Raw genomic sequence first — 22,382 nt, 5'->3', positions numbered from 1 at the left:
GACCAGGACACGATCAGATCCGGCTGAACATCCCCATCACGCCTCATCGCCATCGCTGCAGCCTATCTCGTCCTTCAATACTCTCTCTGAATCAGACGGACCCGACTTCGTCAACGGGCTGTTAAGCGCGGCGTGATCGTGTCGCTCGCCGCGATCGCCGTCGCCGGCGTCGTCGGCACGGCTTGGTTCGCGCTCGAGCCTCGCGCGCTGCATCTCGCCGCGGACGGCGACGACAAGAACCTCGCGGCCAAGGCGCCGACCGATACACTGGGCGCGCTGCCGGCGAGCTACGATACAGTGCCGAAGCTGGGGCCGCCGCTGCCCGGAGATTTGGGCAAACCCATCCTCGATCGTCAGCGCCAGCTTGCTGGCGAGGGGATACCACCAGTTCCGCCGGTATCGGCAGTACCGCAAACCGCCGACGACGCCCGCCAGCGCCGGGCTGCGGAACTCAAGGCGGCGCGTGAATCCGGATTGCTGATCCAGACCGCCGGCCAGCAAGCGCAGGGCGGACCGATGCCGGCGGGTCCGACGCCGGGACCGCCGCGGTCTGGTGAACAGATCGCCAAGGTCGCAGTCGATGCCGAGCGCGATCCCAACGGCCAGGAGCGCAAAGCCGATTTTATCCGTACCCCCGGCAATGCTGCCGACATCAACCCGCATGCGGTGACGCCGCGTCCATCGCCGTTCACCCTGTCTACGGGCAGCGTGATCTCGGCAAGCCTGATCACCGGCCTGAGATCGGACCTGCCGGGTCTCGTGACCGCGCAAGTAACCGAGCGGGTCTTCGACAGCGCGACTGGCAATATCCTGCTGGTACCGCAGGGTGCCCGGCTCATCGGCGCATACGACAACGTCGTCGCGTTCGGGCAATGGCGGGCACTGGTCGTATGGCAGCGGATCATCTTCCCCGACGGTAGTTCGATCCGCCTGGACAACGCGCCGGCCACCGATCCGTCGGGCTATGCCGGGCTAGCCGACAAGGTCGATTTCCATACCTGGGCGCTGCTCAAGGGCGTGGTGCTGTCGACCCTGCTCGGCGTTGGTTCGGAATTGCAGTTCAGCGGTGAGAGCGATCTGGTCCAGGCCGTGAGGCAGTCGACCCAGCAAAGCGTCTCGCGCGCCGGCGATCAACTCACTTCGCGGAATCTGCAGATCCAACCGACGATCACCATTCGCCCGGGCGCACCCGTCCGGCTGCTGGTGCATCACGACCTGATCCTGAAACCCTGGATGGAGTAATGGCGATGGCGGACCTACGTCTTCCGCGGCTTCCCGACCGCACCCCGGTGAAGATCAGCATCCAGGTGCCCCCGCACCTCTTCGCCGATCTCACGCGATACGCAGCGCTCTACAAGGAGGCCTATAGCCAGGAAGAGGCCGTCGCCGACCTGATCCCGTCCATGCTGACCGCCTTCCTCGACAGCGACCGGGCCTTCGCGAAAGCCCGGTCGGGTGGGAAGTGACCGCCATGGGCACCGCCAGCCTGGATGAGAGATACCCCGCAAACGGGTCGATCGAGCCGATCAGCGTTCGCATCCCCACCGCCGTTGCCATGACCGGGCTGAGCCGATCGAGGATCTACGAGCTGATCGCTTGTGGCGAAATCCAGATCGCGAAGGACCGACGGAGCACGCTGATCATCGTCGCCAGTTTGCGGGAGACGGTGCGGCGGAGGATCGTAGACCGAGATTTGCCGACCGGGTAGCGGCCTCGGTCCGTCGCGTTCCCATAGGCAGGCGGCGAGACACTCGTTCCATTTGTTCTTGTTTTGTGCCATTTCTTCGGCATGGAACGATTCGCCCCAGAGCCCTCGCGTGCCGCCATCTCATCCGCCATCCTTGCCGCGCCAGGATGGGCGCGCGTCGGGATCACGATGCCGAATGATCGATTGCGTGCGGAGGCTGCGGAGGAGTTGGCGCGCGCGATCGTCGATCGGCTACATCACACTGAGCCCAGCCTGGATATGGACCAGTTGACGCTGCCAATCTGACCGCTTTCGGCTTCGAACTTCGGTTCTCGGTCGATCGCCAGAAGCTGCCGCGCCGAGCTGGGCTAGACGGCTCCGTTTATTGGCCCGGCTTAACCTGCATGGCCTTGCCACTTCACCGGTATCCGCAGGTAAGTCACGCCGTTTGCCTCCGCCTCGTGGAACCGTCCCGCGCGAATGTTGACCTGAATCGAGGGTAGCAGCAGCTTCGGCACCGCAAGTCCGGCATCGCGTTGCTCACGCATCGCGACGAACGCATCCTCGGTCACGCCATCGTGCACATGGACACTGGCCATGCGCTGTTCTCGCACCGTGGTCTCCCAGCAATACTCGTCCCGGCCTGGCGCCTTGTAGTCGTGGCACATGAACAAGTGTGTGTCGTCGGGCAACGACAGCAGGCGCTGAATGGACCGGTACAACGTGCGCGCATCGCCACCGGGGAAGTCGGCCCGCGCTGTGCCATAGTCGGGCATGAACAGCGTGTCGCCGACGAAGGCCGTGTCGCCGATCCGATAAGCGATGTCCGCCGGCGTGTGCCCCGGAACATGCAGCACTTCCACCTCCAGCGCGCCGATCGCGAAACGATCGCCGTCCTCGAACAGCCGATCGAAATCGGAGCCGTCGGTCTTCAGATCGGTCATGGCGAAAACCGGGCGGAAGATGCGCTGCACGTCGCGAATATGCGTGCCGATGCCGATCCATGCATCGGTGTGAGCCTTGATGAACGGAGCGGCTGACAGATGGTCGGCGTGCGCGTGCGTCTCCAGCACCATCTCGACGCGCCAATCCTGATCGCTTGCGAACGCAAGGATGCGTTCCGCCGAGCGCGTGTCAGCAACACCACTGGCCAGATCGAAGTCGAGCACCGGGTCGATGATGGCGGCGGTGCGAGTGGTGGGGTCACCGACGAGGTAGCTGATCGTGTTCGTCGGCTCGTCGAAAAAAGCCTCAATATGGGGCCGGGTCATAATCGTCCTCCGTTTGGCTTGACTATATATTAGCATATACTAAATTAGCAATACCTAACGGAGTAACGATGATGCTCAAGCCGCCCATGGACTTGGCGACGTTCGAGGCGAAGGCCGGGCAGGTTGCCGACACACTGAAGGCGATCGGCAATGCCCGCCGACTGATGCTGCTTTGCAAGCTCGTCGAGCATGGCGAGGTGACGGTGCGCGACCTCGCCAGCGATGTCGGGTTGTCGCAGTCGGCCTGCTCGCAGCATCTCGCAAAGATGCGCGACGAGGGGCTCATCGCTTTCCGGCGCGACAGCCAGACGCTTTGGTATCGGATCGCCGATCCGCGCGTCGAGACGCTGCTCACCACACTTTACCAGCTCTTCTGCAAGGATTGATGACATGGAGACCCTGTCCCCGACTGCGGCGCGTGCGGCGATCGAGACCGGCGCACGCTTGGTCGATATCCGCGACGCCGACGAACATGCGCGCGAGCGCATCCCCGGCGCGCTCAATCTGCCGCTCGCGCGGATCAGCGACCTGGCGGCCGACGGCCGTCCTGTCATATTTCATTGCCGTTCTTGCATGCGGACGGCAGCCAACGCGGCGCAGCTTCAGGCGGCCGCCGCCGGTGCGCCCGCCTACCTTCTCGAAGGGGGGATCGATAACTGGCGGCGCGCCGGCTTCGCGACCGTCGCCGATCGCAGACAGCCGCTGGAGATCATGCGGCAGGTGCAGATCACCGCTGGCGCTCTGGTGCTCGCTGGCGTCCTGCTCGGGTGGTTGGTTGCACCGGGATTCTTCGGGCTGTCCGCCTTCGTCGGCGTGGGGCTGATGTTCGCCGGTACTACGGGCTGGTGTGGCATGGCGAACCTGCTTCGCGTCATGCCCTGGAATCGGCGCGCGGCCGCCTGAGGCACCGATGGGCGCCCTCTCGATCGTTGCGGCGCTGGCATCGGGCGGACTGGTCGGCCTCGTGCTCGGCCTTGTCGGCGGCGGCGGATCTATCCTCGCGGTGCCGCTCCTGGTCTACGTGGTCGGCATCGGTTCGGCACACGCAGCGATCGGCACGGCCGCCGTCGCGGTGACGGCGAACGCGCTTGCCAGCCTAGCAGGACACGCCCGCGCCGGCCGGGTGAAGTGGCGTTGCGCCGCCGTGTTCGCCGCATCCGGGATGATCGGTGCGGCACTCGGCGCCGAACTGGGCAAGGCAATCGACGGCGAGCGGTTGCTCTCGCTCTTTGGGCTGCTGATGGTCGGCGTGGGCCTGTCGATGCTCCGCAGGCGGAGAGCCGCCGAGGTGCCTGACGTGCGCCTCACGCGCGAAAGCGCCGCAACACTCCTGCCGCGACTCGTGCCGATCGGGCTCACCGTAGGGCTCGCCGCCGGCTTCTTTGGGATCGGAGGCGGTTTTCTGATCGTGCCGGGACTGATGCTCGCGACAGCGATGCCTTTGCCCTACGCCATCGGCACGTCGCTGGTCGTCGTCAGTGCGCTTGGCCTGACGACCGCCACTTCCTATGCCGCATCCGGGCTGGTCGACTGGACGGTGACCGCGCTGCTGGTGGCCGGCGGCGTGGGCGGAACGATCTTCGGCATCTGGCTGGGGCGTTTGTTCGCCGCCCGCAAGGGTGTCCTTGAAAAGGGATTCGCGGGCGTCGTTGTTGCGGTCGGTGCCTACGTCGTCCTGTCCACCCTTTGAGCTTCAGACGACTCACGGGTCAGAGAGCCGTGCTCATCCGACTTCAGGCGATGTGATCTCGCAATCGATTCCGACGCAATCCCCCGGCGTCCCGGAATCTATTTGAGAGAAATATGAGAGAAATCGCCTGAAAATCGGCGTAAATTTCCGCTAAGTCTTTGAAAAGACTTGGTGACCCCTACGGGAATCGAACCCGTGTTTCAGCCGTGAAAGGGCCGCGTCCTAACCGCTAGACGAAGGGGCCGTGAAGGCGAGGGCGCCGGTTAGGCAAAGCCGTCGCCGCGGTCAAGGGCGAATCGTATCGATCAGTCGGCCCAGGCTGCATCATCGAGATGAATTTCCGCCGCGGGCCTTGGGCCCCAGTCGTCGATCTTTGCGCGACCGGCGATCCACAGCTTGCGGTCGCGCGGCGCGCCGAGCAGGGCGAGGCCGAGCGGGGTGTCGGCGGCGCGGAAGGCCATCGCCTTGATGCTGCGTCCGTCATCGCCCGCGACGATCGCGCGGACATGGCCGTTGCCGACCACGTCGCACTTGATCAGCCGTACCGGTCCCGCGACCACGCGCGGCGCGGGCCAGCCCATGCCGTAAGGGCCGCCGGCCTCCATCGCCTCGACCAGCTGCGGATTGACCCCGCCCGGCGCGAGGACGGCGTCGAGCAGCAGCGCGCGTGATTCGGAGGCGCGCTCGACCGCTTCGGCCAGCTTGGCGTTGAGGAAGGCGACGAACGCCGGAATCTGACCCTCGGCTACGGTGACGCCCGCCGCCATCGCATGGCCGCCGCCCGCGATCAGCAGGCCGGCTTCCTTGGCCGCAATGATCGCTGCGCCGAGATCGACGCCGGAGATCGAGCGGCCCGAGCCCTTGCCGATGCCATCCTCGCCGATCGCGATGACGATGGCGGGGCGGCCATGCTTTTCCTTGAGCCGGCCAGCGACGATCCCGATCACGCCGGGGTGCCAGCCGCGCGCGGCGACGACCGCGACTGCGCCCTCGGGCTCCATCGCTTCGGCGGATTGCTGGACCTCGGCCTCGATCGCGCGGCGCTCTTCGTTCAGCCGGTCGAGCTCCTGCGCGATGCCGCGTGCCTCGTCCATATCCTCGGTCGTGAGCAGGCGCACGCCGAGGTCCGATTTGCCGACGCGGCCGCCGGCGTTGATGCGCGGCCCAAGCGCGAAGCCGAGATCGGTGCAGGTCGGGGCGCGGGTCAGGCGGCTCGCCTCGATCAGCGCGTTCATGCCGATGTTGCGGCGCTGCGCCATGACCTTGAGGCCCTGCGCGACGAAGGCGCGGTTGAGGCCCTTGAGCTGCGCCACATCGGCGACGGTGCCGAGCGCGACGAGGTCGAGCAGGTCGAGCAGGCGCGGTTCGGCGCGGCTGGCGAAGAAGCCGCGTCCGCGCAGCACGCGGACCAAAGCCGCGCCGAGCAGCCAGGCGACGCCGACGGCGGCGAGGTGGCCGTGCGCGCGCCCTTCGTCCTCGTCGAGGCGGTTGGGGTTGACGAGCGCAAGCGCGACCGGGAGTTCGGACGCGCATTTGTGGTGGTCGACCACGATCACCTCGGCACCGACCGCCTTTGCCTCGGCCAGCGCGTCATAGGCCATCGCCCCGCAATCGACCGTGACGATCAGGTCGGCGCCGTCGCGCTTCAACCGCACCAGCGCTTCGCCCGAGGGGCCGTAGCCCTCCATCAGCCGGTCGGGGATATAGGCGCGAGGGTCGAGGCCGAGATCGCGCAGCAGGCGGATCAGCAACGCCGCCGAGGTTGCGCCATCGACGTCATAATCGCCGAACACCGTGACTTGCTCGCCGCGCTGCACGGCGTCGGCCAGACGTTCGGCGGCGCGGTCCATGCCGCGGAAGATCGAGGGGTCGGGCATGAAGGCGCGGATGCTCGGGCTGCGATGCGCCTCCAGCTCCTCACGCGGGCAGCCGCGGGTCAGCAGCAACTGGGTGACCAGATCGTCGGGAGCGAAGGAGGGATCGCGCGCATCCGCCGCCAGCCCGCGCCAGCGCCAGGCCTGGCCGAGGATCGAGCTGTGGACGTTGAGCACGGGAGTCATCGGGGGGCTTTAGCGTGGTTTGGCGGTGGAGGGAATCAATCCTCCAGGATCTTCGAATGCACCCGCGTGTCGCGCATCAGCAGATAGGTGACCAGCGAGACGCCGATCATCGCGGTGACATACCAGTAGAAGCCGCGTTCCATCCCCTGATCCTTGAACCACAAGGCGACATAGGGCGCGGTGCCGCCGAAGATCGCGTTGGCCAGCGCATAGGGCAGGGCGACGCCGAGCGTGCGGATATGCGCCGGGAACAGCTCTGCCTTCACCACCGCGTTGATCGAGGTGTAGCCGGTGACGATCACCAGCGCGCCGGACATGATGAGGAAGGCGGCGAGCGGGGTCTGCACTGTTTCCAGCGTGGTGAAGATCGGCCAGGTGAAGAGCACGCCCAGCACCCCGAACCCGATCATCAGCGGCTTGCGCCCGATCCGGTCGGACAGCGCACCCGCGAGCGGCTGGAGGCACATGAACACGAACAAAGCGGCGGCGCTGATCTGGGTCGAGACCTGCTTTGTGAACGCTCCGGTGCCGCTGAGGAAGGTGAGCAAATAGACGGAGTAGGCGTAGAAGGCGAGCGTGCCGCCGGCGGTGAGCAGCATCACCAGTGCCGCCTCACGCGGGTGGCGCAGGAACAGGCCGCCGAAGCTGGACTTGTCCTCCGCCGCCGTGCTGCGGTTGGCGAAGCTCTGCGTCTCGGGCAGGTTGCGGCGGAGCCAGAATACGCCGACCGCCAGCGCGCCGCCGATGAAGAAGGGGACCCGCCAGCCCCACTCCGCGAGCGCGGTGTCGGCCATCGCCGCCTGCAGCGCGAGCAGCACCGCGAGCGCGACGAGGTGGCCGGAGATCAGCGTCACATATTGGAAGCTGGAATAGAAACCGCGCCGCTCGCGCCCTGCCATTTCCGACAGATAGGTCGCGCTCGCGCCATATTCGCCGCCGACCGACAAGCCCTGCATCAGCCGTGCGACGACCAGCGATACCGTCGCCCAGGCGCCGATACTGTCATAGCTTGGCGTCACCGCGATCAACATCGATCCGCCGCACATCAAAGTCACCGACAGCGTTAGGCCAGCCTTGCGCCCGCGCCGGTCGCCGTAAATGCCCATCAGCCACGCGCCGATCGGGCGCATGAAGAAGCCCACCGCAAAGATCGCCCAGACGTTGAGCGATTGCGCCAGCGGATCGCCCTTGGGGAAAAAATGCGGCGCGAGGTAGCTGCTGAACGCGGCATAGGCGTACCAGTCATACCATTCGACCAGATTGCCCGCCGACCCACCAAAGATGGACTTGAGGCGGTGGCGCGTATCCAATGTGTGGCTCATCGGCCGACCGCCTGAGTGAGCTTGCGTCGCACGAACCGCCCGGCGAGGCCGAAGGGCGCGACCCAGGGCCGCCACCACGGCGCGTCGGGGGAGTAGGACGAGGCTTCGATCAGCATCAGGCGCAGCTCCTCACGGCGATAGGCCCAGTCCGGCATGAACCGGATTTTGTCGAGATAGACAACCAGGCTGCGGTCCCAGTCCGCTTCGCGCAGCGTTGCGCGGTGCGGAGCGGTGAGGTCGCGCAGCGCCGCTGCGGTCAGGCGGCGCGCCTGATGCGACAGCGTCGCGGGCGGCGGGCAGGCGGAGTCGCCGAACAGATCGGCCGCCAGCGCCAGCGCGCTGTCATGCACATCGCCCGCGCCGATCCGGGCGGCGCAATCCCGTGCGGCGGCGCGCTCCGCATCGCTGCTGCACCGGGTGAGCGCGGCGAAATCGGCGATCCATTTCAGCCGGTGCCAGTTGGTGCTCGCGCCATGCACGGCGAGATAGACCAGCATTTCGGGGCGGGCGAGCGAGGGCAGGCGATGCTCGCTGCCGACCGCGACGGTCTCGCGCGGTGAGTTCAGGCCAAGCGTGGGAACGAGTGCGCGGTTAATGAACAGGCGGGTGTGGAGTTCGACCATCACCCGGTTTGCGGGATGCCGCCAGCCGCTGTCCTTGAGCACATGGTCGAGCGTGCCGGGCTCTGCGCGGTCCTGTCCGTCGAGCGAGACATAGCCCAGCGCCTGCAGCACCGCGAACGCCTCGGCCCGCGCGGCGGGATCGATCAGCAGGTCGATATCGTGCGACGCCTTGGTCCCGACATTGCCATAGGCGAGCAATGCCAGCGCCGGCCCCTTGACCGTGATCCAGTCGACCCCCCGTTCGGTGAAGGCCGCGCCGATGCGGCACAGTTCCGCAGTCTGCGCCATGGCGAGCATGCCGTCGCGGCGGGCGATGGCGGTGCTGCGCTCGACAATCGGTGTCGGCACAGGGTCGATGCCGCGCATCGCCCCAGCGACCATTGGCATCACGCGGTGACGGGTTGCGTCGGTGAATACCGCTTCCCAGTCGGTTACGCGTGTCGCAGCCGCCTGAATCGCAGTTTGCCGGGCGGCATCGTCGGGCCAGCGGCACGCGGCGGCCAGAAAGCCGAAGGCGCCCGTCGCATCACTTGCCCGCTGCGGCTTTGGCACCCTTGATCCCCCAAAACCCATTTGCGTGCGGCCCCCGCCGCACGGTGTCGGCCGTCAGAACGACCCGGGCACCTCACGCTGTGCGGTGCTCGGCCGTGCGGGGCTTAGCAGCTCCAGTGCGCCCTTGCTGCTTCGCGCGCCTGCCATGCTCGACGCGGTGATCGGCGTACAGCTGCGACCGGCGAGGAAATCAAGCGCGGTCTTGATCGACGCTTCCTGCGGATCGCCGAGCGGGCGGGTCACGTCGTCGCTCGCCTGGCAGGTGGCGCCCATGAAGCTGGCAAGGCCGGTATAATAGGCGCCCTGACGCGCGCTGTTCTCGGTGGCGAAGGCGACGACGCGCAGCCGGTCGTCGCACGCGGTGCGGTCGACTGCGATCTGCCCCACCGGCTTGCCATAGGTGTTGGTGCCGATCAGCGCCGCGCGGTTCCCGAGATGGGGGATGAAGGTGTTCATCACCAGCTCGCTCGCCGACGCACTGCCGCCGGTGCCGATAAAGGCGATGCGGGTCGGGGTGATCGACTGCGCCTGCGGGCTGAAGACGGTGGTTTCGTTGTTCGACGCCTTCGACGCGCGGAAGGTCGTGTAGTTGGCGACCTGGCCGCTGGTCTTGTCGCGGGCGAGCAGGTTGTTGATAAGCGTCGCGATCGAAACCAGCCCGCCGCCATTGTAGCGCAGGTCGATGATAACCTCGCTCACCCCCTGCGCCCGGAAGTCGGCAAAGGCGCTGCGCAGCGGCGATTCGGCGGTGTTGATGAAGGTGCGCAGGTTGATGTAGCCGACCTTCTTGCCCGCATCGTCGATGATCTTCGCGCCATAGCGGGCCGAGACCGGGGTCAGCGTATAGGTCGCGCGGGTGATCGTCGCGGTCTGTTCCGACCCGCCGAGCGGGCGGAAGCGGAAGGCGCGCGTGTCGCCGTTCAGCGCGTTGGTGATGCCGGCCGAGCCTTCGCTGGCGATGATGTCGCTGACATTGCGCAGCGTGGCGGAGCTGGTGCCGATCGCCAGAATCTCGGTGCCGCGGTCGATCCCGGCGGTCAGCGCCGGCGTGCCTTCAAATGCCTCGGCGATCAGCAGGCGACGCGCAACCGAATCGACCGACAGGCGCACGCCGAACCCGGCATTGGAGCCGGAGTTGTAATAGGCGTTCTCCTCGGCGATCGAGGTGATGTAGGTGAAATAGCGGTCCTTGCTCTGCGCTCGGGCGGTGGCGGTAAGTGCGTCGATATAGTCCTGAACCGTTGCATAGGGCGTCGCGCTGAGGTTGGTCGGCAGCGTCTCGGGGAAGAGATACCATTCGTTGAGCTGCTGCGCGACCCACGCCTGGCGCGAGGAGAGCGAGCAGGTGCCGGTGGGCGCGGGCGTGCCGCCGCCGCCGCCCGAGCTGATCGATCCGCTGCTGCCGCCACCACCACAGGCGGACAACAGGGCGAGGGTGGCGACGGCCGCCGTAAAGCGTTGCGAATGAACAAAAAACTGGCGCATAGCGGGTCTAGACTATCGCAAGCGGGGGCGGTCGTCATGTGGTAAATGTGGCGCGTTTGTCGCACCCCGGTGCGATTGCGGGCCGGAATCGCCGGGCTGTCGAGGAAATCGCCGCTTCACCTTGTCTTTCGGCCAGCCCTTTGCTAGGGGCGCGTCCCAACGCCCGGGGCAGGTGCTTCGGCGATCCCTGTTCTGTTGAATTCGAATCTGGAGTTGAGACGGCTTTATGCAAATCATCGTTCGCGACAACAATGTCGACCAGGCGCTGCGGGCGCTCAAGAAGAAGCTGCAGCGTGAGGGCGTCTATCGCGAGATGAAGCTGCGCCGTCACTTTGAAAAGCCGAGCGAAAAGCGCGCCCGTGAGCGTGCCGCTGCGGTGCGTCGTGCACGCAAGCTCGAGCGCAAGCGCATGGAGCGCGACGGCGCCCGTTAAGGCCCGATTCGCTGTCGGCGCGCGGGGCGTGCCGACAGCGTGACGTTTGTGATCGTTCGCCGCGCCGCGGGCCGGCCCTGTCAGGATAGCTGAGCCATGTCGTCCGTCACCGCCGTGCCGATCGCACCGACCAAGCGGAGCGCGCTTGTCTGGCTCTGGCTCGGCATCATCGTGGCAGTTGCGGGCGCAGTGGCGCTGGCCTGGGTCGGGACCGAAAAGGTCGTGACCGAGCGCGCCGACAATGCGACGTTCCTGGCCCGTAACAAGGCGCAGGCCGGCGTGACCGAGACCGCGTCGGGTCTGCAGATCCAGACGATCACCGAAGGCACCGGTGCCAGCCCGACCGACAGCGACGTCGCGCTGGTCAATTACAAGGGCACGCTGCGCAACGGCGAGACGTTCGACGCCAGCCAGCAGCCGACCCCGCTGCCGGTCGCGGGCATGATCCCCGGCTTCACTGAAGCGCTCAAGCTCATGAAGAAGGGCGGCAAATACCGCATCTGGATCAAGCCAGAGCTCGGTTATGGCAGCGAGGCCAAGACCGATCCGCGTAGCGGGCGTGAGGTGATCCCGGCCGATTCGCTGCTGGTGTTCGAGGTCGAGCTCATGGAATTCCTGCCGATGAGCGTCTATCAGCAGATGATGCAGCAGCAGATGGGCGGTGCCCCGGGTGGTGCCCCGCCGCCGGGCAACTGATCGGGCCCATCCCGTTGCGGACATGAAAAAGGCGAGGCCGATGGCCTCGCCTTTTTTCGTTTCGGGGCTTGCCTTCGCGCCTAGAGCGTCCAGCGGCCCGTTGCGGCACCGGCGCCCGGCACCGCGTTCTTGAGGTCCGCGAACAGGCCGCCCGGCGCGACCAGCGCGGAGAGCTTGTCGGGGCCCATCGCGACATAGTCGTCGTGCGTCACGGCAAGCAGCACGAGATCATATTGCCCGTCCAGCGCGGCGTGGCCGGCCAGCTCCAGCCCATATTCATGGCGTGCCTCGGCCGGATCGGCGAGCGGGTCGTGGACGGTGACTGCGTGGCCCAGTTCGGCGAGGCGCGCGATCAGGTCGGCGACCTTGGAATTGCGCAGGTCGGGGACATTTTCCTTGAAGGTCAGGCCCAGCACCAGCGCGCGCCCGGCAACGCCGCCGCGAAGGCCGTGCAGCCGGTCGGCGATCCAGCCCGCCATATCGTCATTGGTGCTGCGCCCGGCCAGGATGACTTGCGGGTTATGGCCCAGCATCTCGGCCTTGTGGCTGAGGTAGAAGGGGTCAACGCCGATGCAGTGGCCACCGACAAGGCCGGGATGGAAGGGCAGGAAGTTCCACTTGGTCCGCGCCGCGGCCAGCACGTCCCAGATCGACAGGTCCATCGCGGAGAAGATCCTCGTAATCTCGTTCATGAAGGCGATGTTGATGTCGCGCTGGGCGTTCTCGATCACCTTGGCGGCCTCGGCGGCGCGAATCGATGCCGCGCGGAACACGCCGCCGCTCGTCACCTGCTCATAGAGCGCGGCGACGCGGTCGAGCACTTCGGGGGTCTGGCCGGACACGACCTTGGTAATCTTGTCGATCGTATGCTCGCGGTCGCCCGGATTGATGCGCTCGGGTGAATAGCCGAGGAAGAAGTCCTTGCCGCCGACAAGGCCCGTAATCCGCTCGATCTCCGGCCCGCACAGTTCTTCGGTCACGCCGGGATAGACGGTGCTTTCATAGACGATGATCGGCGCGCGCGCGGGATCGATCATGCTCGCAACGGTGCGGGTCGCGGCCATCACGATGCGCAGGTCCGGCTTGTTGTCGGCATCGACCGGGGTGGGAACGGTGACGATGATGAAATCGGCCGCCGGGCACTCGGCCGGGTCGCTGGTCAGCGTGAGGCTGGACGCGGCTAGGCGATCGGCGTCGATCTCGCCGGTGCGGTCATGGCCGGCCTTCAACTCGGTGATTCGGCCCGCGTCGATATCGAGGCCGACGGTTTCGAAGCGCCTGGCCAGTGCCACCGCCAGCGGCAGCCCGACATAGCCCAGGCCGACGACAACAACCTTCGTATCTGCCGACATTCACGGTCCCCCGCCCATGCCCGACGGGGCAGGTCTTGGCGCGCCCTTTCGCAAAGAGCCGGGGGGATGGCAAGCATAGTAAGGCTGCGGAAAGCCTTGATATCGACCGATCCGGCCCGTAAACGCGACGCCGATTGGAGGCGACGTCCCGTGACAGCCAAGACAGCCGATGCGGTGGATTGGCACGAGTCGATCGCCGAGTCGTTTCAAGCCGGATATGACCATTCGCCGCGCTTCCGCGAGCGGCTGGCGCTGTGGCGCGACCTGATCGCGCGCCATGTCGCGCCGGGCGACCGCGTGCTCGATGCCGGATGCGGCGCGGGGACGTTCAGCTTCGAAGCCGCGCGGGTCGGCGCTTCGGTGACCGCGATCGACGGCAGCGCCGCGATGATCGCGTTGGCTCGCAAGCGCCAGCAGGAGCTGGGGCTGACCGATATCGACTTCGAGGTGGCGTTGCTCGACAGCCTGTCGGCGCGACCGGCGGGGACGTTCGACGTGGTGCTGAGCTCCAGCGTGCTCGAATATCTGCCCGATCTGCAGGGCGAGGTCGCGCGACTGGTGCGGCTGCTCAAGCCGGGCGCGCGGTTGATCCTGTCGCTGCCGAACAGCGAATCGCTGTATCGCAAGGCGGAGCGCGTCGCGTTCGGGCTGACCGGGCGGCCGCGTTACTTTGCCCATGTCAAATCGATGGCGAGCGCGAGCGAACTGGCGGCCTTGTATCGCCAAGTCGGCGTGGTCCCGGTCGAGCATCATTTTTATGCAGCCCCGCCGGGCGATCGCCTGCTGATGCAACTGGGCGGCGCGAAGCGCAGCAAGACGTTGGTCGTGATGGTGGGGCGGCTTGGCTGATTGGCGAATCCGAAGCGCGACAGTCACGGTGGCGTAAGAATGGTCAGCAACACGGTTTTTGTCGGGCTCGGCGGAACCGATGACCCATTCCGGCGATTCGCGGTCAGGCGAAATTTCGGCTATGGGGTTTGGCCGTCCCACCTGTCACAGCCTGTTCATGCCACCGAGTCCCGGTGGAAGGATGGAGGGCCGGGTGGAAATTGGGGGTCCAGAGCTTGGGAGGCTCGGCGTGAACATGCGTGAACCGCTGATCGGCCGTCCCGCTCATGGGGGGCGGAAATGTTGAAGATGTATGCCGAGCTGACGCATCGGCCGCGCAACAGCCTGTTCGAATCGATGCGGGTCGAGCTGCTGTTGCTGCTCGTGCTTGCGGTCATGGCGCCGGCGCCGTTGCTGGGCCGCTATCTGGTGCCGGGCATCCCGTCGCGGCCGACCGATTATGCGGTGCTCGCGGCGGCGTTTGCAGTGACGCTGGGCGTGGTGCTGTTGCGCCGCGTCTCCGCATTCCCCGGAACGACGGTGTTCGGGTACATCATCCCGTCCTTTGTCAGCTCCTATGGCATCGCGCTGGCCGCGCTGTTCGCGGCGCGCGCTGATTACAGCCGCCTCTATCTCGCGGCGTCGTTCATCATTGCGGTCGCGGTCGCGTTCGCGCTGCGCTTCCATCTCGACAAGACCACGGCGCTGCGATTCTATTACGTCACTGCGGGCGACATGTCGGTGGTGGACCAGACGCCCGAGGTCGAGTGGATCCCGCTGCTGAGCCCGGAAGTGCCGACGGTGCGGCGCGCGGTGATCGTTGCTGACCTGCGTCACGACCATCCCGATGCGTGGGAGCGGATGCTGGCCGAGGCGGCGATCCGCGGGCATCTGGTCTATCACGTCAAGCAGGTCGCCGAATCGCTGACCGGTCGCGTCGCGATCGAGCATTTGTCGGAAAACAGCTTCGGCTCGCTGATGCCGAACCTGGCCTATGTGAAGATCAAGCGCGTCATCGATGTCATCGGCACGCTGTTCATCATGCCGGTATTGTTGCCGGTTCTGGCCATGATCGCGATCGCGATCCGGCTCGATTCGCGCGGGCCGGTGTTGTTCACCCAGCAGCGCATGGGCTTTCGCGGCGAGCCGTTTACGGTGATCAAGTTCCGCACGATGCGGCCGCGTGACGAGCGCGCCGACCGCGACGATTGCGTGACGCAGGATGAGGATGACCGGATCACCCGGATCGGGCGCTTCCTGCGCCGGTCGCGGCTCGACGAACTGCCCCAGGCGTTCAACGTGCTGCGCGGTGAGATGAGCTGGATCGGCCCGCGCCCGGAGGCAATCCCGCTGTCCGAATGGTATGAGGCGGAAATCCCGCATTACCGTTATCGCCACATCGTGCGGCCTGGGATCAGCGGCTGGGCACAGGTCAATCAGGGCCATGTGGCCGACCTGACCTCGGTCAACCTCAAGCTTCATTACGACTTTTTCTACATCAAGAACTTCTCGGCCTGGCTCGACCTGCTGATCCTGTTCCGCACCGTCGCGACGGTGGTGAGCGGGTTCGGGGCGAAGTAACTTGGTGTAAGGACGGCACGCGTCGGTGCCGCCATTCTTCCCAAGCTGAACCCGATCAGCTGCGCGCCGCGGTCCAGATGCCGCGGCAGTCGTAGATCAGCTTGCCGGCGCGTTGCTCGACCGTGACTGCCTTGAACGCGTCGTGATCGACCAGCAGGATCAGCACTTCGCATTCGTTTAGAGCGGCATGGAGCGTCGTAAGCTGAGCGCCGGTGCCCTCGAACGCGCGGGGCAGGGTGTCGATATGCGGCTCGACCAGCTGCACCCGGTCGCCGAACCGCTCGGCCAGAAGCTGTGCGACGCGGAGCGCCGGGCTTTCGCGCAGATCGTCGATATTGGGTTTGAAGGCGAGGCCGAGGCAGGCGATCTTCGCGCCGGGCGCAGCGTCGGCCAACGCGGCGGCGCGTTCGAAGCTATAGGTGATCTTGCCGTCATTCACCTCACGCGCGGTGCGGATCAGGCGGGCATTGGCGGGGTCGCTATGGACGATGAACCACGGATCGACCGCGATACAGTGCCCCCCGACACCGGGTCCGGGCTGAAGGATGTTGACGCGCGGATGACGGTTGGCGAGGCGAATCACCTCCCATACGTCCAGCTCCAGCGTGTCGCACACGATCGACAATTCATTGGCGAAGGCGATGTTGACGTCGCGGAACGAGTTTTCGACCAGCTTGCACATTTCCGCCGTGCGCGCGGTGGTGACGATGCACGCGCCCTCGACGAACCGCTTGTAGAAGGCGGTCGCGCGATCGGCGCAGGTCGCGCTGATCCCGCCGATCGACCGGTCATTGTCGACCAGCTCGAACAGGATCTTCCCCGGCAGCACGCGCTCGGGGCAATAGGCGACGCAGACATCGGCGCTATCGTCCCAGCCCTGCGGAAAGCTGAGGTCCGGGCGCGCAGCGGCGAACAAGTCGCGCAACTGCTCGGTCGTGCCGACGGGTGACGTCGATTCCAGGATGACCAGATCCCCGCGCTTGAGCACCGGGGCGATGGTCTCACCCGCTTTCAGCACATAGCTGATATCGGGACGGTGGTCGTCGTCGAAGGGCGTCGGGACGGCAATCACGAACACGTCGCACGGCTCGGCGGAGAGAGAGGCGGCGAGATGCCCCGATGTGACCACCTGATGCACCAGCGCGTCGAGATTGGCCTCCTCGATATGAATCTGGCCGCGGTTGATTGTCTCGACCACATGCGGGTTCACATCGATGCCGACGACGCGCGCGCCGGTGCGGGCGATGACTGCCGCCGTGGGCAGGCCGATATAGCCGAGGCCGACGACGCCGACGCGGAGCTGGGTTTCAGCGGGCATCGATGATGATCCGTGCGATTCGGTCACTGCTCTTCCCATCTCCGAACGGATTGTGCGCGCGCGCCATGGCGGCATAGGCTTCCGGATCGTCGAGCAGCTCCAGCGTCGCCGCGACGATCGTTTCTTCATCGCTGCCGACCAGCCGGGCGGTGCCGGCGACGACGCCCTCGGGCCGCTCGGTCGTTTCGCGCATCACCAGCACCGGCTTGGCCAGCGCGGGCGCCTCTTCCTGCACCCCGCCGCTGTCGGTGAGGACGAGGTGGCAGCGCGCGAGCAGGGCGACGAAATTGGGATAATCGAGCGGGTCGATCATCGCGACATTCGCCATCCCGCCCAGTACCGCCTGCATCGGCGCGCGGACATTGGGGTTGGGATGGACCGGGAAGATCACGGCGACATCATCGCGCTCGGCAATCCGGCGCACCGCGCGCGCCATGCCCTCAAGCCCCGACCCGAAATTCTCGCGCCGGTGGGTGGTGACCGCGATGATCCGCTTGCCCGCGAACGGGGCGAGGATCGGTTCGATCTGCGCGGCCAGTGCCGGATTCTGCTCGATCGACGCGAGCGTCGTGTGGAGCGCGTCGATTACGGTGTTGCCGGTCACATGGACGCGATCGGCGGGCACATTTTCGATCAGCAGCGCGTCGCGTGCCGTGTCGGTCGGCGCGAAATGCTGGTCGGCGATGGTGCCGATGATCTTGCGGTTGACCTCTTCGGGCCAAGGATGATGGATATTGCCGCTGCGCAGGCCGGCCTCGACATGCGACACCGGGATCTTGCGGTAATAGGCCGCCAGCGCGCCGACCATCGCGGTCGCGGTATCGCCCTGCACCACGACGCGGTCGGGTTTGTCTTCGTCGAGCACCCGGCCAATCTCACGCAGCAGCCGCGCGGTCAGCTCGTCCAGCGACTGGTTGGGGAGCATGATGTCGAGATCATGGTCGGGGACGATGCCCGCAATCTCCAGCACCTGGTCGAGCATCTGGCGATGCTGTGCCGTCACGCACACGCGCAGATCGACGGCGGGGTCGTCGCGCAGTCGCTGAACCAACGGGTAGAGCTTGATCGCCTCTGGCCGGGTCCCGAACACGATGAGTACGCGCAATCGCGGTGCAGTGGCCATGCCGGTCCCCTTTCAGATCAGCAATTTCGAGGCAAGTGTTATTCGGCGCGGGTAGGGCGATCCTGTTGCGGGTCGGTTACGAAATCGGCGCGATGGTCAGCGCATCGACCCACAGATTGGCGCTTTCCAGCGTGTCGCTCTTGGCGCCGATCAGACTGAGCTTGGGTCCGACGCACCCGGCGGGCACGTCGAAGGCGAGGGCAAAGCGGTGCGGGCGATCGACACCCGGCGACAGCGGCTGTTTCGCAATCTCGCGTTCCTGATTGCCGCGCCCGCAGCGCAGGGTCCAGTGGACCTGCCCGGCTGCAACCTCGGCATCGGTGGTGGCGCGTCCGGCGAAGCGATAGCGACCGGCGGGCAGTACCAGCTGCTGCTCGGCAAAGGTCACCTGTTGGTCGCCGGGATAGGAGATATAGAGCGATCGGCCCTGGCCGGGGATCAGGCTCTCCCCCGGCTCAACGATCACCCCGCCGTCGGCGAAGTAGCGCCAGCCAAAGGGCGGCGGCACATCGAGCCCGGTGAAATCGCCGTCGCGCAGCAATCCGCCCGCCTTGATCCGGGTCGCGCGGGGCAGCATCTGCATCCAGCGGCGGTGAAGCAAGGGCAGCCGTGTCTCAGCCGAAGCGCGCTGGAAATAGGGGGTCGCTTCGGTCGTCGTCGGCGGACTGCCCAGCGCGGCGAGGCGGGCGAGCAGGGCATGGCCGGACTCAAGATCGACTTTCGGATTGGCCAGTTCGAGCAGCAGCGCCCCGCGCCAGCTGGGGTTGGTCGCCAGCATCCGGGCCATCGGTTCGATCACGCGCGGGTCCTTGATCCGCTGGGCGAGCAGCGGGATGACCACGTCCCAGTTCGTCGAACGCTGGCGCAGCAGGATGTCGGCCTCGGAAAAAGCTTCGGTGTAGCGGCCGGTGGCGAGGCGGTTCTCGAACAGCCAGGCATGGGTGAACAGGTCGCGCAGCGAGAATTTGGCGGCCGTGCTGAACAGCGCGTCGGCCTGGGCCTCCTTCTTCTCGAACGCGGCGAACAGGCCGAGCGTGCGGAGCGCGGCCGGGTTATAGGGTTCGGCGCGCAACGCGCGGCGGCTGAGATCGGTCAGTGCCGCCTGATCCTCGCGCTTGGCGCGCATCAGCTGATATTCGATCTTGGCCCGCAGCGCTTCGGGGTTGCCCGGCGCGACCGCGAGCGCCGCGTCGGGCTGCACCCGTGCCAGCACGAACCCGACCCGCGACTGGAACAGCAGGCCGATGAAGATCAGGGCGATCACGATCGCCGCGATCCGCGCCGGCCAGCTGCCGGTGGGCAGCTGCACCGGCTTCGTTCCGATCGGGGTCATCGCAGGTCCGTTCAGCCGCGCAGGATGCGGCGCGCCAGCGATTTGCTCTGCCGGCCGCGGCGGTCGCCATATTCATAGCTATAGGCGTAGCTGTAGCCCGACGTCTTGGCGTCGAACTTGGTGAGCACCGCGCCGACGATCCGCGCATTGACGTCGGCCAGACGGCGCAGCGACACGCGCACCACCTTGGTCCGGGTCTGCTTCGACGCGATCACGAACACCGTCGCTTCGGCATAGTTGGCGATCAGCGGCGCGTCGGCGAGGCCCAGAACCGGCGGACCGTCGATCACGATATGGTCGAAGCTCTTGAGCAGCGTCTCGAACGCCAGCGGCAGGTTCGGCCCGGCAAGCAGTTCCGCCGGGTTGGGCGGGATCGGGCCGGCGGTCATCACCGCCATCTTCTCGTGCGGGCCTTTCTGGATGAAGCGCTGCAGATCATCGGCGCCGGCCAGCACGTTGGTCAGGCCGCCGCTGTTGGTCAGCTTGAGCATGTGATGGATCGACGGGTCGCGCATGTCGGCATCGATCAGCAGCACCTTCTTGCCCAGCTGCGCGAAGTTGCGGGCGAGCGCGACCGAGCTGGTCGACTTGCCTTCCGCCGCGCGCGAGCTGGTCATGAAGATCACGCGCGGTGCGCCATGGCTGGTGGTGAAGCGCAGCGCGGTGAACAGCGAGAGGTAGGATTCGGCCAGCGGCGTGCGGCGGTCCTCCAGAGCCTCCAGCAGGTTCTCCGTCTCGGGCAGGCGCGGGATGCTGCCGAGCAGCGGGATCCCGAGCTTCCACTCCAGATCGTCGGGCGCCATGATCGACTGATCAAGCTGTTCGACGAGGAAGGCGAGCGCCGCACCGAGGAACAGGCCGAGCATCGTTGCCAGCAACAGGTTCATCGTCGTGCGCGGCTTGATCGGACCGTAGGACGGCATCGCGCTGTCGACGATCGACACGTTGTTGGTGCCGACCCCGCCGGCAACGCCGATTTCCTTGTAGCGCTGGAGCAGAGCGTCATAGAGCGAGCGGTTGGTGTCAGCGTCGCGCTGGTAGATATTATACTGGATCGAGCGGCGGCGCAGGTCGATCACGCCGTCCTTGAGCCCGTCCACCTGCGCCTGCAGCTGCGCTTCACGCGCGGCCGCCGCTTCGTAATTCGAACGCAGCGATGCCAGCACGTTGCCGCCCTGGGTGCGCAACTGGCGGTCGATTTCGTCGATCTGGCGCTTGAGCGCGACGGCGGCGGGATATTCCGGCTCGAACCGCGCGAGCAGCTTGGAATATTCGCCCATCAGCTCGGCACGCTGGCCGCGCAGCGCGGTGATGGTGTTGTCGGTCAGCCCTTCGGACGCAGCGAGCGGGCCGCTCTGGCGCGCTTCGTTATAGCGCGCTTCGGCAGCGACGCGGTCGGCCTTGGCGGTGGTCAGCGCCGAGCTGAGCGCGCCGAGCTCGATCCCGACCAGGCTTGGCGCAGCCGCCGTGCCGCCGCCTTCCTTCTGCTGCGGCGTATCCACCGTGATGATCCGCTGATCGCTCGCATAATCGACGATCTTGCGCTCGGATTCCTCCAGCCGCGCGCGGGTCTGGGCGATGCGGTCCTCAAGATATTTGCGCGCATAGCTCGACGCAGCGAAGCGGCGCGCGAGATTCTGTTCGATGAACGATTCGGACAGGGTGTTGACGATGCGTGCGGACAGCTGGGGATCGGGGCTGTCGAAGCTGATCGACACCAGGCTGGACGAACGCGTCGGTTCGATCGTCAGATTGGCCATCAGCATGCCGGCGGCGGCGCGTTCGAGATTCTTGCGCTGCTCCGCGCCTAGCACGCGCGGCTGCTCGCCGGGCTCGCGGCCCGAATAGCCGTACATGAAGGTCGGATTATTCGCGAGGTTGAGCTTGCGCACGACCATTTCGGCCAGCGCGCGGCTCTTCAACAGACCATATTGGGTCTGGTAGAATTCCTGCGAGTAAAAGGCTGGCTTGGCCGAGCCATCATCGGCGTCGATCACCCGCGCCGCTTCACGCGCGATTTCGATCGTTCCGGTCGAGCGGTAGAGGCGTACCGTGGTCGCATTGATATAGGCCGCCAGCGCGATCGACAGCAGGACCGTCGCGACGATGAACCAGCGGCGACGCAGCAGCACCTGAAGATAATAGGTCAGCGGGCTTTCGCGCCGCTCGTCCTGAACCAGGGCGTTCAGCATCGGGTCGGCCGAATTTCCGTTCGCACCAGGCTGGCGCCCTTCCGGCGGGCGGGGCTGCGCTGTGACGTCGTTCATGGAAGGTCGGACCCTTAACGGAGAAGATAGAAGAGGCTGAGCAGCGGCGCGGCCTGGATGGCGTCACGGAACAGCCCACGGTTGGCATTGTTGCCCACCACGATCACGTCGTTGCCGAACACAGCGGGATCCTCTGCGCGTGCACCACGGATTTCGTTCATGTCGAAGCGCGCGACCATGCGTTTGCCCTGCACCGTGCGGAAGACCAGCACCTCGCGCTTCAGCGCGTCTTCGGTCAGGCCGCCCGAAATGGCGATGGCGCGCATCAGGGTGGTTTCACCCGACACCTGATAGACGCCGGGGCGCGCGACCGCACCGTCGATCGTCACCTGCTGGCTCACTGCCTGGTCGATCACGACATTGACCTGCGGATCGCGGACATAGCGGGCGTAGCGCTGACGCAAATCGGCGGCCAGTTCGTTCGACGTCATGCCTTCGACCGGAACGGTGCCGACCAGCGGAAGGTTGAACGTGCCGCTGGCATCGACCGACCCCGATGTGGTCAGCTCGGGCACCCCGAACACGCTGACGGTCAGCTTGTCGAAGGCGCCGATCCGTGGTGCACGCTGGCGCGGCGACGTGTCGCTGGCGCTGGGCGCCGGAAGCCCCTCGGCAACCTGCGCCGTCGTGGCCAGTTCGGGCTTGAAATTGGGCTTTGCCGCGCATGCCGAAAGGGCACACCCCAGCGTCATGAGGGTAAGGAACCGGGCGTTGATAACGGCCTCCATCAAATGGTGTCGAGCTGCGCGCCGCATACCCCT

Annotated in this window: 22 protein-coding genes and 1 tRNA gene; 11 read left to right on the top strand and 12 right to left on the bottom strand. The window is 66.2% G+C overall.

Annotation, left to right across the window (positions count from 1 at the left end):
• Positions 1-132 precede the first annotated feature (132 nt).
• From KYX69_RS17845 to KYX69_RS17830, 4 genes are all read left to right on the top strand, one after another.
• A complete protein-coding gene (locus tag KYX69_RS17845; RefSeq protein ID WP_300499676.1) occupies positions 133-1,242 on the top strand; it encodes a TrbI/VirB10 family protein in 1,110 nt (369 codons plus the stop codon).
• A gap of 5 nt (positions 1,243-1,247) precedes the next feature.
• Positions 1,248-1,466, top strand: coding sequence for a DUF2274 domain-containing protein (locus KYX69_RS17840; RefSeq protein ID WP_066573934.1), 219 nt, complete (start codon positions 1,248-1,250; stop codon positions 1,464-1,466).
• A gap of 5 nt (positions 1,467-1,471) precedes the next feature.
• Positions 1,472-1,708 carry an AlpA family phage regulatory protein gene (locus KYX69_RS17835; RefSeq protein WP_066573299.1) on the top strand — a complete coding sequence of 79 codons (237 nt, stop codon included), beginning with the start codon at positions 1,472-1,474 and terminating at the stop codon, positions 1,706-1,708.
• A gap of 81 nt (positions 1,709-1,789) precedes the next feature.
• Positions 1,790-1,993, top strand: a complete 204-nt coding sequence (locus tag KYX69_RS17830) for a DUF6771 family protein (protein WP_066573302.1) — start codon at positions 1,790-1,792, stop codon at positions 1,991-1,993.
• Positions 1,994-2,082: 89 nt separating this feature from the next.
• Here the strand turns inward: KYX69_RS17830 and KYX69_RS17825 are convergent, their stop codons facing one another.
• The gene (locus KYX69_RS17825; protein WP_066573305.1) at positions 2,083-2,958 is read right to left on the bottom strand and encodes an MBL fold metallo-hydrolase; all 876 of its coding nucleotides are present in this window, start codon (positions 2,956-2,958) and stop codon (positions 2,083-2,085) included.
• A gap of 68 nt (positions 2,959-3,026) precedes the next feature.
• Between KYX69_RS17825 and KYX69_RS17820 the strand changes: the two genes are divergently transcribed.
• Genes KYX69_RS17820 through KYX69_RS17810 form a run of 3 tightly spaced genes read left to right on the top strand, consistent with a single transcriptional unit; the run spans position 3,027 to position 4,648 of the window.
• On the top strand, positions 3,027-3,344 hold the full coding sequence (locus KYX69_RS17820; RefSeq protein WP_066573310.1) for a helix-turn-helix transcriptional regulator: 318 nt from the start codon (positions 3,027-3,029) through the stop codon (positions 3,342-3,344).
• A gap of 4 nt (positions 3,345-3,348) precedes the next feature.
• Positions 3,349-3,861, top strand: coding sequence for a rhodanese family protein (locus KYX69_RS17815; protein WP_066573313.1), 513 nt, complete (start codon positions 3,349-3,351; stop codon positions 3,859-3,861).
• 7 nt (positions 3,862-3,868) lie between these two features.
• Entirely contained in the window at positions 3,869-4,648 is a 780-nt protein-coding gene (locus KYX69_RS17810; protein WP_066573316.1) for a sulfite exporter TauE/SafE family protein, read from the top strand.
• A 169-nt stretch (positions 4,649-4,817) separates the two neighbouring features.
• Here the strand turns inward: KYX69_RS17810 and KYX69_RS17805 are convergent.
• From KYX69_RS17805 to KYX69_RS17785, 5 genes are all read right to left on the bottom strand, one after another.
• Positions 4,818-4,892, bottom strand: a tRNA-Glu gene (locus KYX69_RS17805).
• Between the two features lie 61 nt (positions 4,893-4,953).
• Positions 4,954-6,708, bottom strand: coding sequence for a single-stranded-DNA-specific exonuclease RecJ (gene recJ / locus KYX69_RS17800; protein WP_300499662.1), 1,755 nt, complete (start codon positions 6,706-6,708; stop codon positions 4,954-4,956).
• A gap of 35 nt (positions 6,709-6,743) precedes the next feature.
• Positions 6,744-8,030 carry an MFS transporter gene (locus KYX69_RS17795; protein WP_300499660.1) on the bottom strand — a complete coding sequence of 429 codons (1,287 nt, stop codon included), beginning with the start codon at positions 8,028-8,030 and terminating at the stop codon, positions 6,744-6,746.
• The gene (locus tag KYX69_RS17790) at positions 8,027-9,205 is read right to left on the bottom strand and encodes a nucleotidyltransferase family protein (protein WP_300499657.1); all 1,179 of its coding nucleotides are present in this window, start codon (positions 9,203-9,205) and stop codon (positions 8,027-8,029) included. The genes KYX69_RS17795 and KYX69_RS17790 overlap by 4 nt, the downstream gene beginning before the upstream one ends.
• Positions 9,206-9,259: 54 nt before the next feature.
• Positions 9,260-10,690 carry a S41 family peptidase gene (locus KYX69_RS17785; protein WP_300499655.1) on the bottom strand — a complete coding sequence of 477 codons (1,431 nt, stop codon included), beginning with the start codon at positions 10,688-10,690 and terminating at the stop codon, positions 9,260-9,262.
• 226 nt (positions 10,691-10,916) lie between these two features.
• Here KYX69_RS17785 and rpsU point away from each other — a divergent pair, with 226 nt between their 5' ends.
• A complete protein-coding gene (gene rpsU / locus KYX69_RS17780; RefSeq protein ID WP_066661016.1) occupies positions 10,917-11,123 on the top strand; it encodes a 30S ribosomal protein S21 in 207 nt (68 codons plus the stop codon).
• A 96-nt stretch (positions 11,124-11,219) separates the two neighbouring features.
• Positions 11,220-11,819 carry an FKBP-type peptidyl-prolyl cis-trans isomerase gene (locus KYX69_RS17775; RefSeq protein WP_300499652.1) on the top strand — a complete coding sequence of 200 codons (600 nt, stop codon included), beginning with the start codon at positions 11,220-11,222 and terminating at the stop codon, positions 11,817-11,819.
• Between the two features lie 80 nt (positions 11,820-11,899).
• Here the strand turns inward: KYX69_RS17775 and KYX69_RS17770 are convergent, their stop codons facing one another.
• Positions 11,900-13,171, bottom strand: a complete 1,272-nt coding sequence (locus KYX69_RS17770) for a nucleotide sugar dehydrogenase (RefSeq protein WP_300499650.1) — start codon at positions 13,169-13,171, stop codon at positions 11,900-11,902.
• Between the two features lie 150 nt (positions 13,172-13,321).
• Here KYX69_RS17770 and KYX69_RS17765 point away from each other — a divergent pair, with 150 nt between their 5' ends.
• Both KYX69_RS17765 and KYX69_RS17760 read left to right on the top strand, forming a co-directional pair.
• Positions 13,322-14,020 (top strand): methyltransferase domain-containing protein, encoded by a 699-nt coding sequence (locus KYX69_RS17765; RefSeq protein WP_300499648.1) that lies wholly within the window; start codon positions 13,322-13,324, stop codon positions 14,018-14,020.
• A gap of 279 nt (positions 14,021-14,299) precedes the next feature.
• A complete protein-coding gene (locus KYX69_RS17760) occupies positions 14,300-15,580 on the top strand; it encodes a sugar transferase (RefSeq protein ID WP_300499646.1) in 1,281 nt (426 codons plus the stop codon).
• A 55-nt stretch (positions 15,581-15,635) separates the two neighbouring features.
• Here KYX69_RS17760 and wecC read toward each other — a convergent pair whose 3' ends face one another.
• The 5 genes from wecC to KYX69_RS17735 form a co-directional block, all read right to left on the bottom strand.
• A complete protein-coding gene (gene wecC / locus KYX69_RS17755) occupies positions 15,636-16,898 on the bottom strand; it encodes a UDP-N-acetyl-D-mannosamine dehydrogenase (protein WP_300499643.1) in 1,263 nt (420 codons plus the stop codon).
• A complete protein-coding gene (gene wecB, locus KYX69_RS17750) occupies positions 16,888-18,021 on the bottom strand; it encodes a non-hydrolyzing UDP-N-acetylglucosamine 2-epimerase (protein WP_300499640.1) in 1,134 nt (377 codons plus the stop codon). Before wecB ends, wecC begins: the two co-directional genes overlap by 11 nt.
• A 76-nt stretch (positions 18,022-18,097) precedes the next feature.
• Positions 18,098-19,354 (bottom strand): hypothetical protein, encoded by a 1,257-nt coding sequence (locus KYX69_RS17745; RefSeq protein ID WP_300499639.1) that lies wholly within the window; start codon positions 19,352-19,354, stop codon positions 18,098-18,100.
• Between the two features lie 11 nt (positions 19,355-19,365).
• Positions 19,366-21,621, bottom strand: a complete 2,256-nt coding sequence (locus KYX69_RS17740; RefSeq protein ID WP_300499637.1) for a polysaccharide biosynthesis tyrosine autokinase — start codon at positions 21,619-21,621, stop codon at positions 19,366-19,368.
• Positions 21,622-21,635: 14 nt separating this feature from the next.
• Positions 21,636-22,313 (bottom strand): polysaccharide biosynthesis/export family protein, encoded by a 678-nt coding sequence (locus KYX69_RS17735; protein WP_300499635.1) that lies wholly within the window; start codon positions 22,311-22,313, stop codon positions 21,636-21,638.
• Between the last annotated feature and the right edge of the window lie 69 nt (positions 22,314-22,382).

The sequence above is a fragment of the Sphingomonas sp. genome, assembly GCF_030145815.1.
In the GTDB taxonomy this organism is placed as follows: Bacteria; Pseudomonadota; Alphaproteobacteria; order Sphingomonadales; family Sphingomonadaceae; genus Sphingomonas.
Note: the sequence above shows the minus strand (reverse complement) of the source record. Positions and strands in the feature narration are given on the sequence as shown.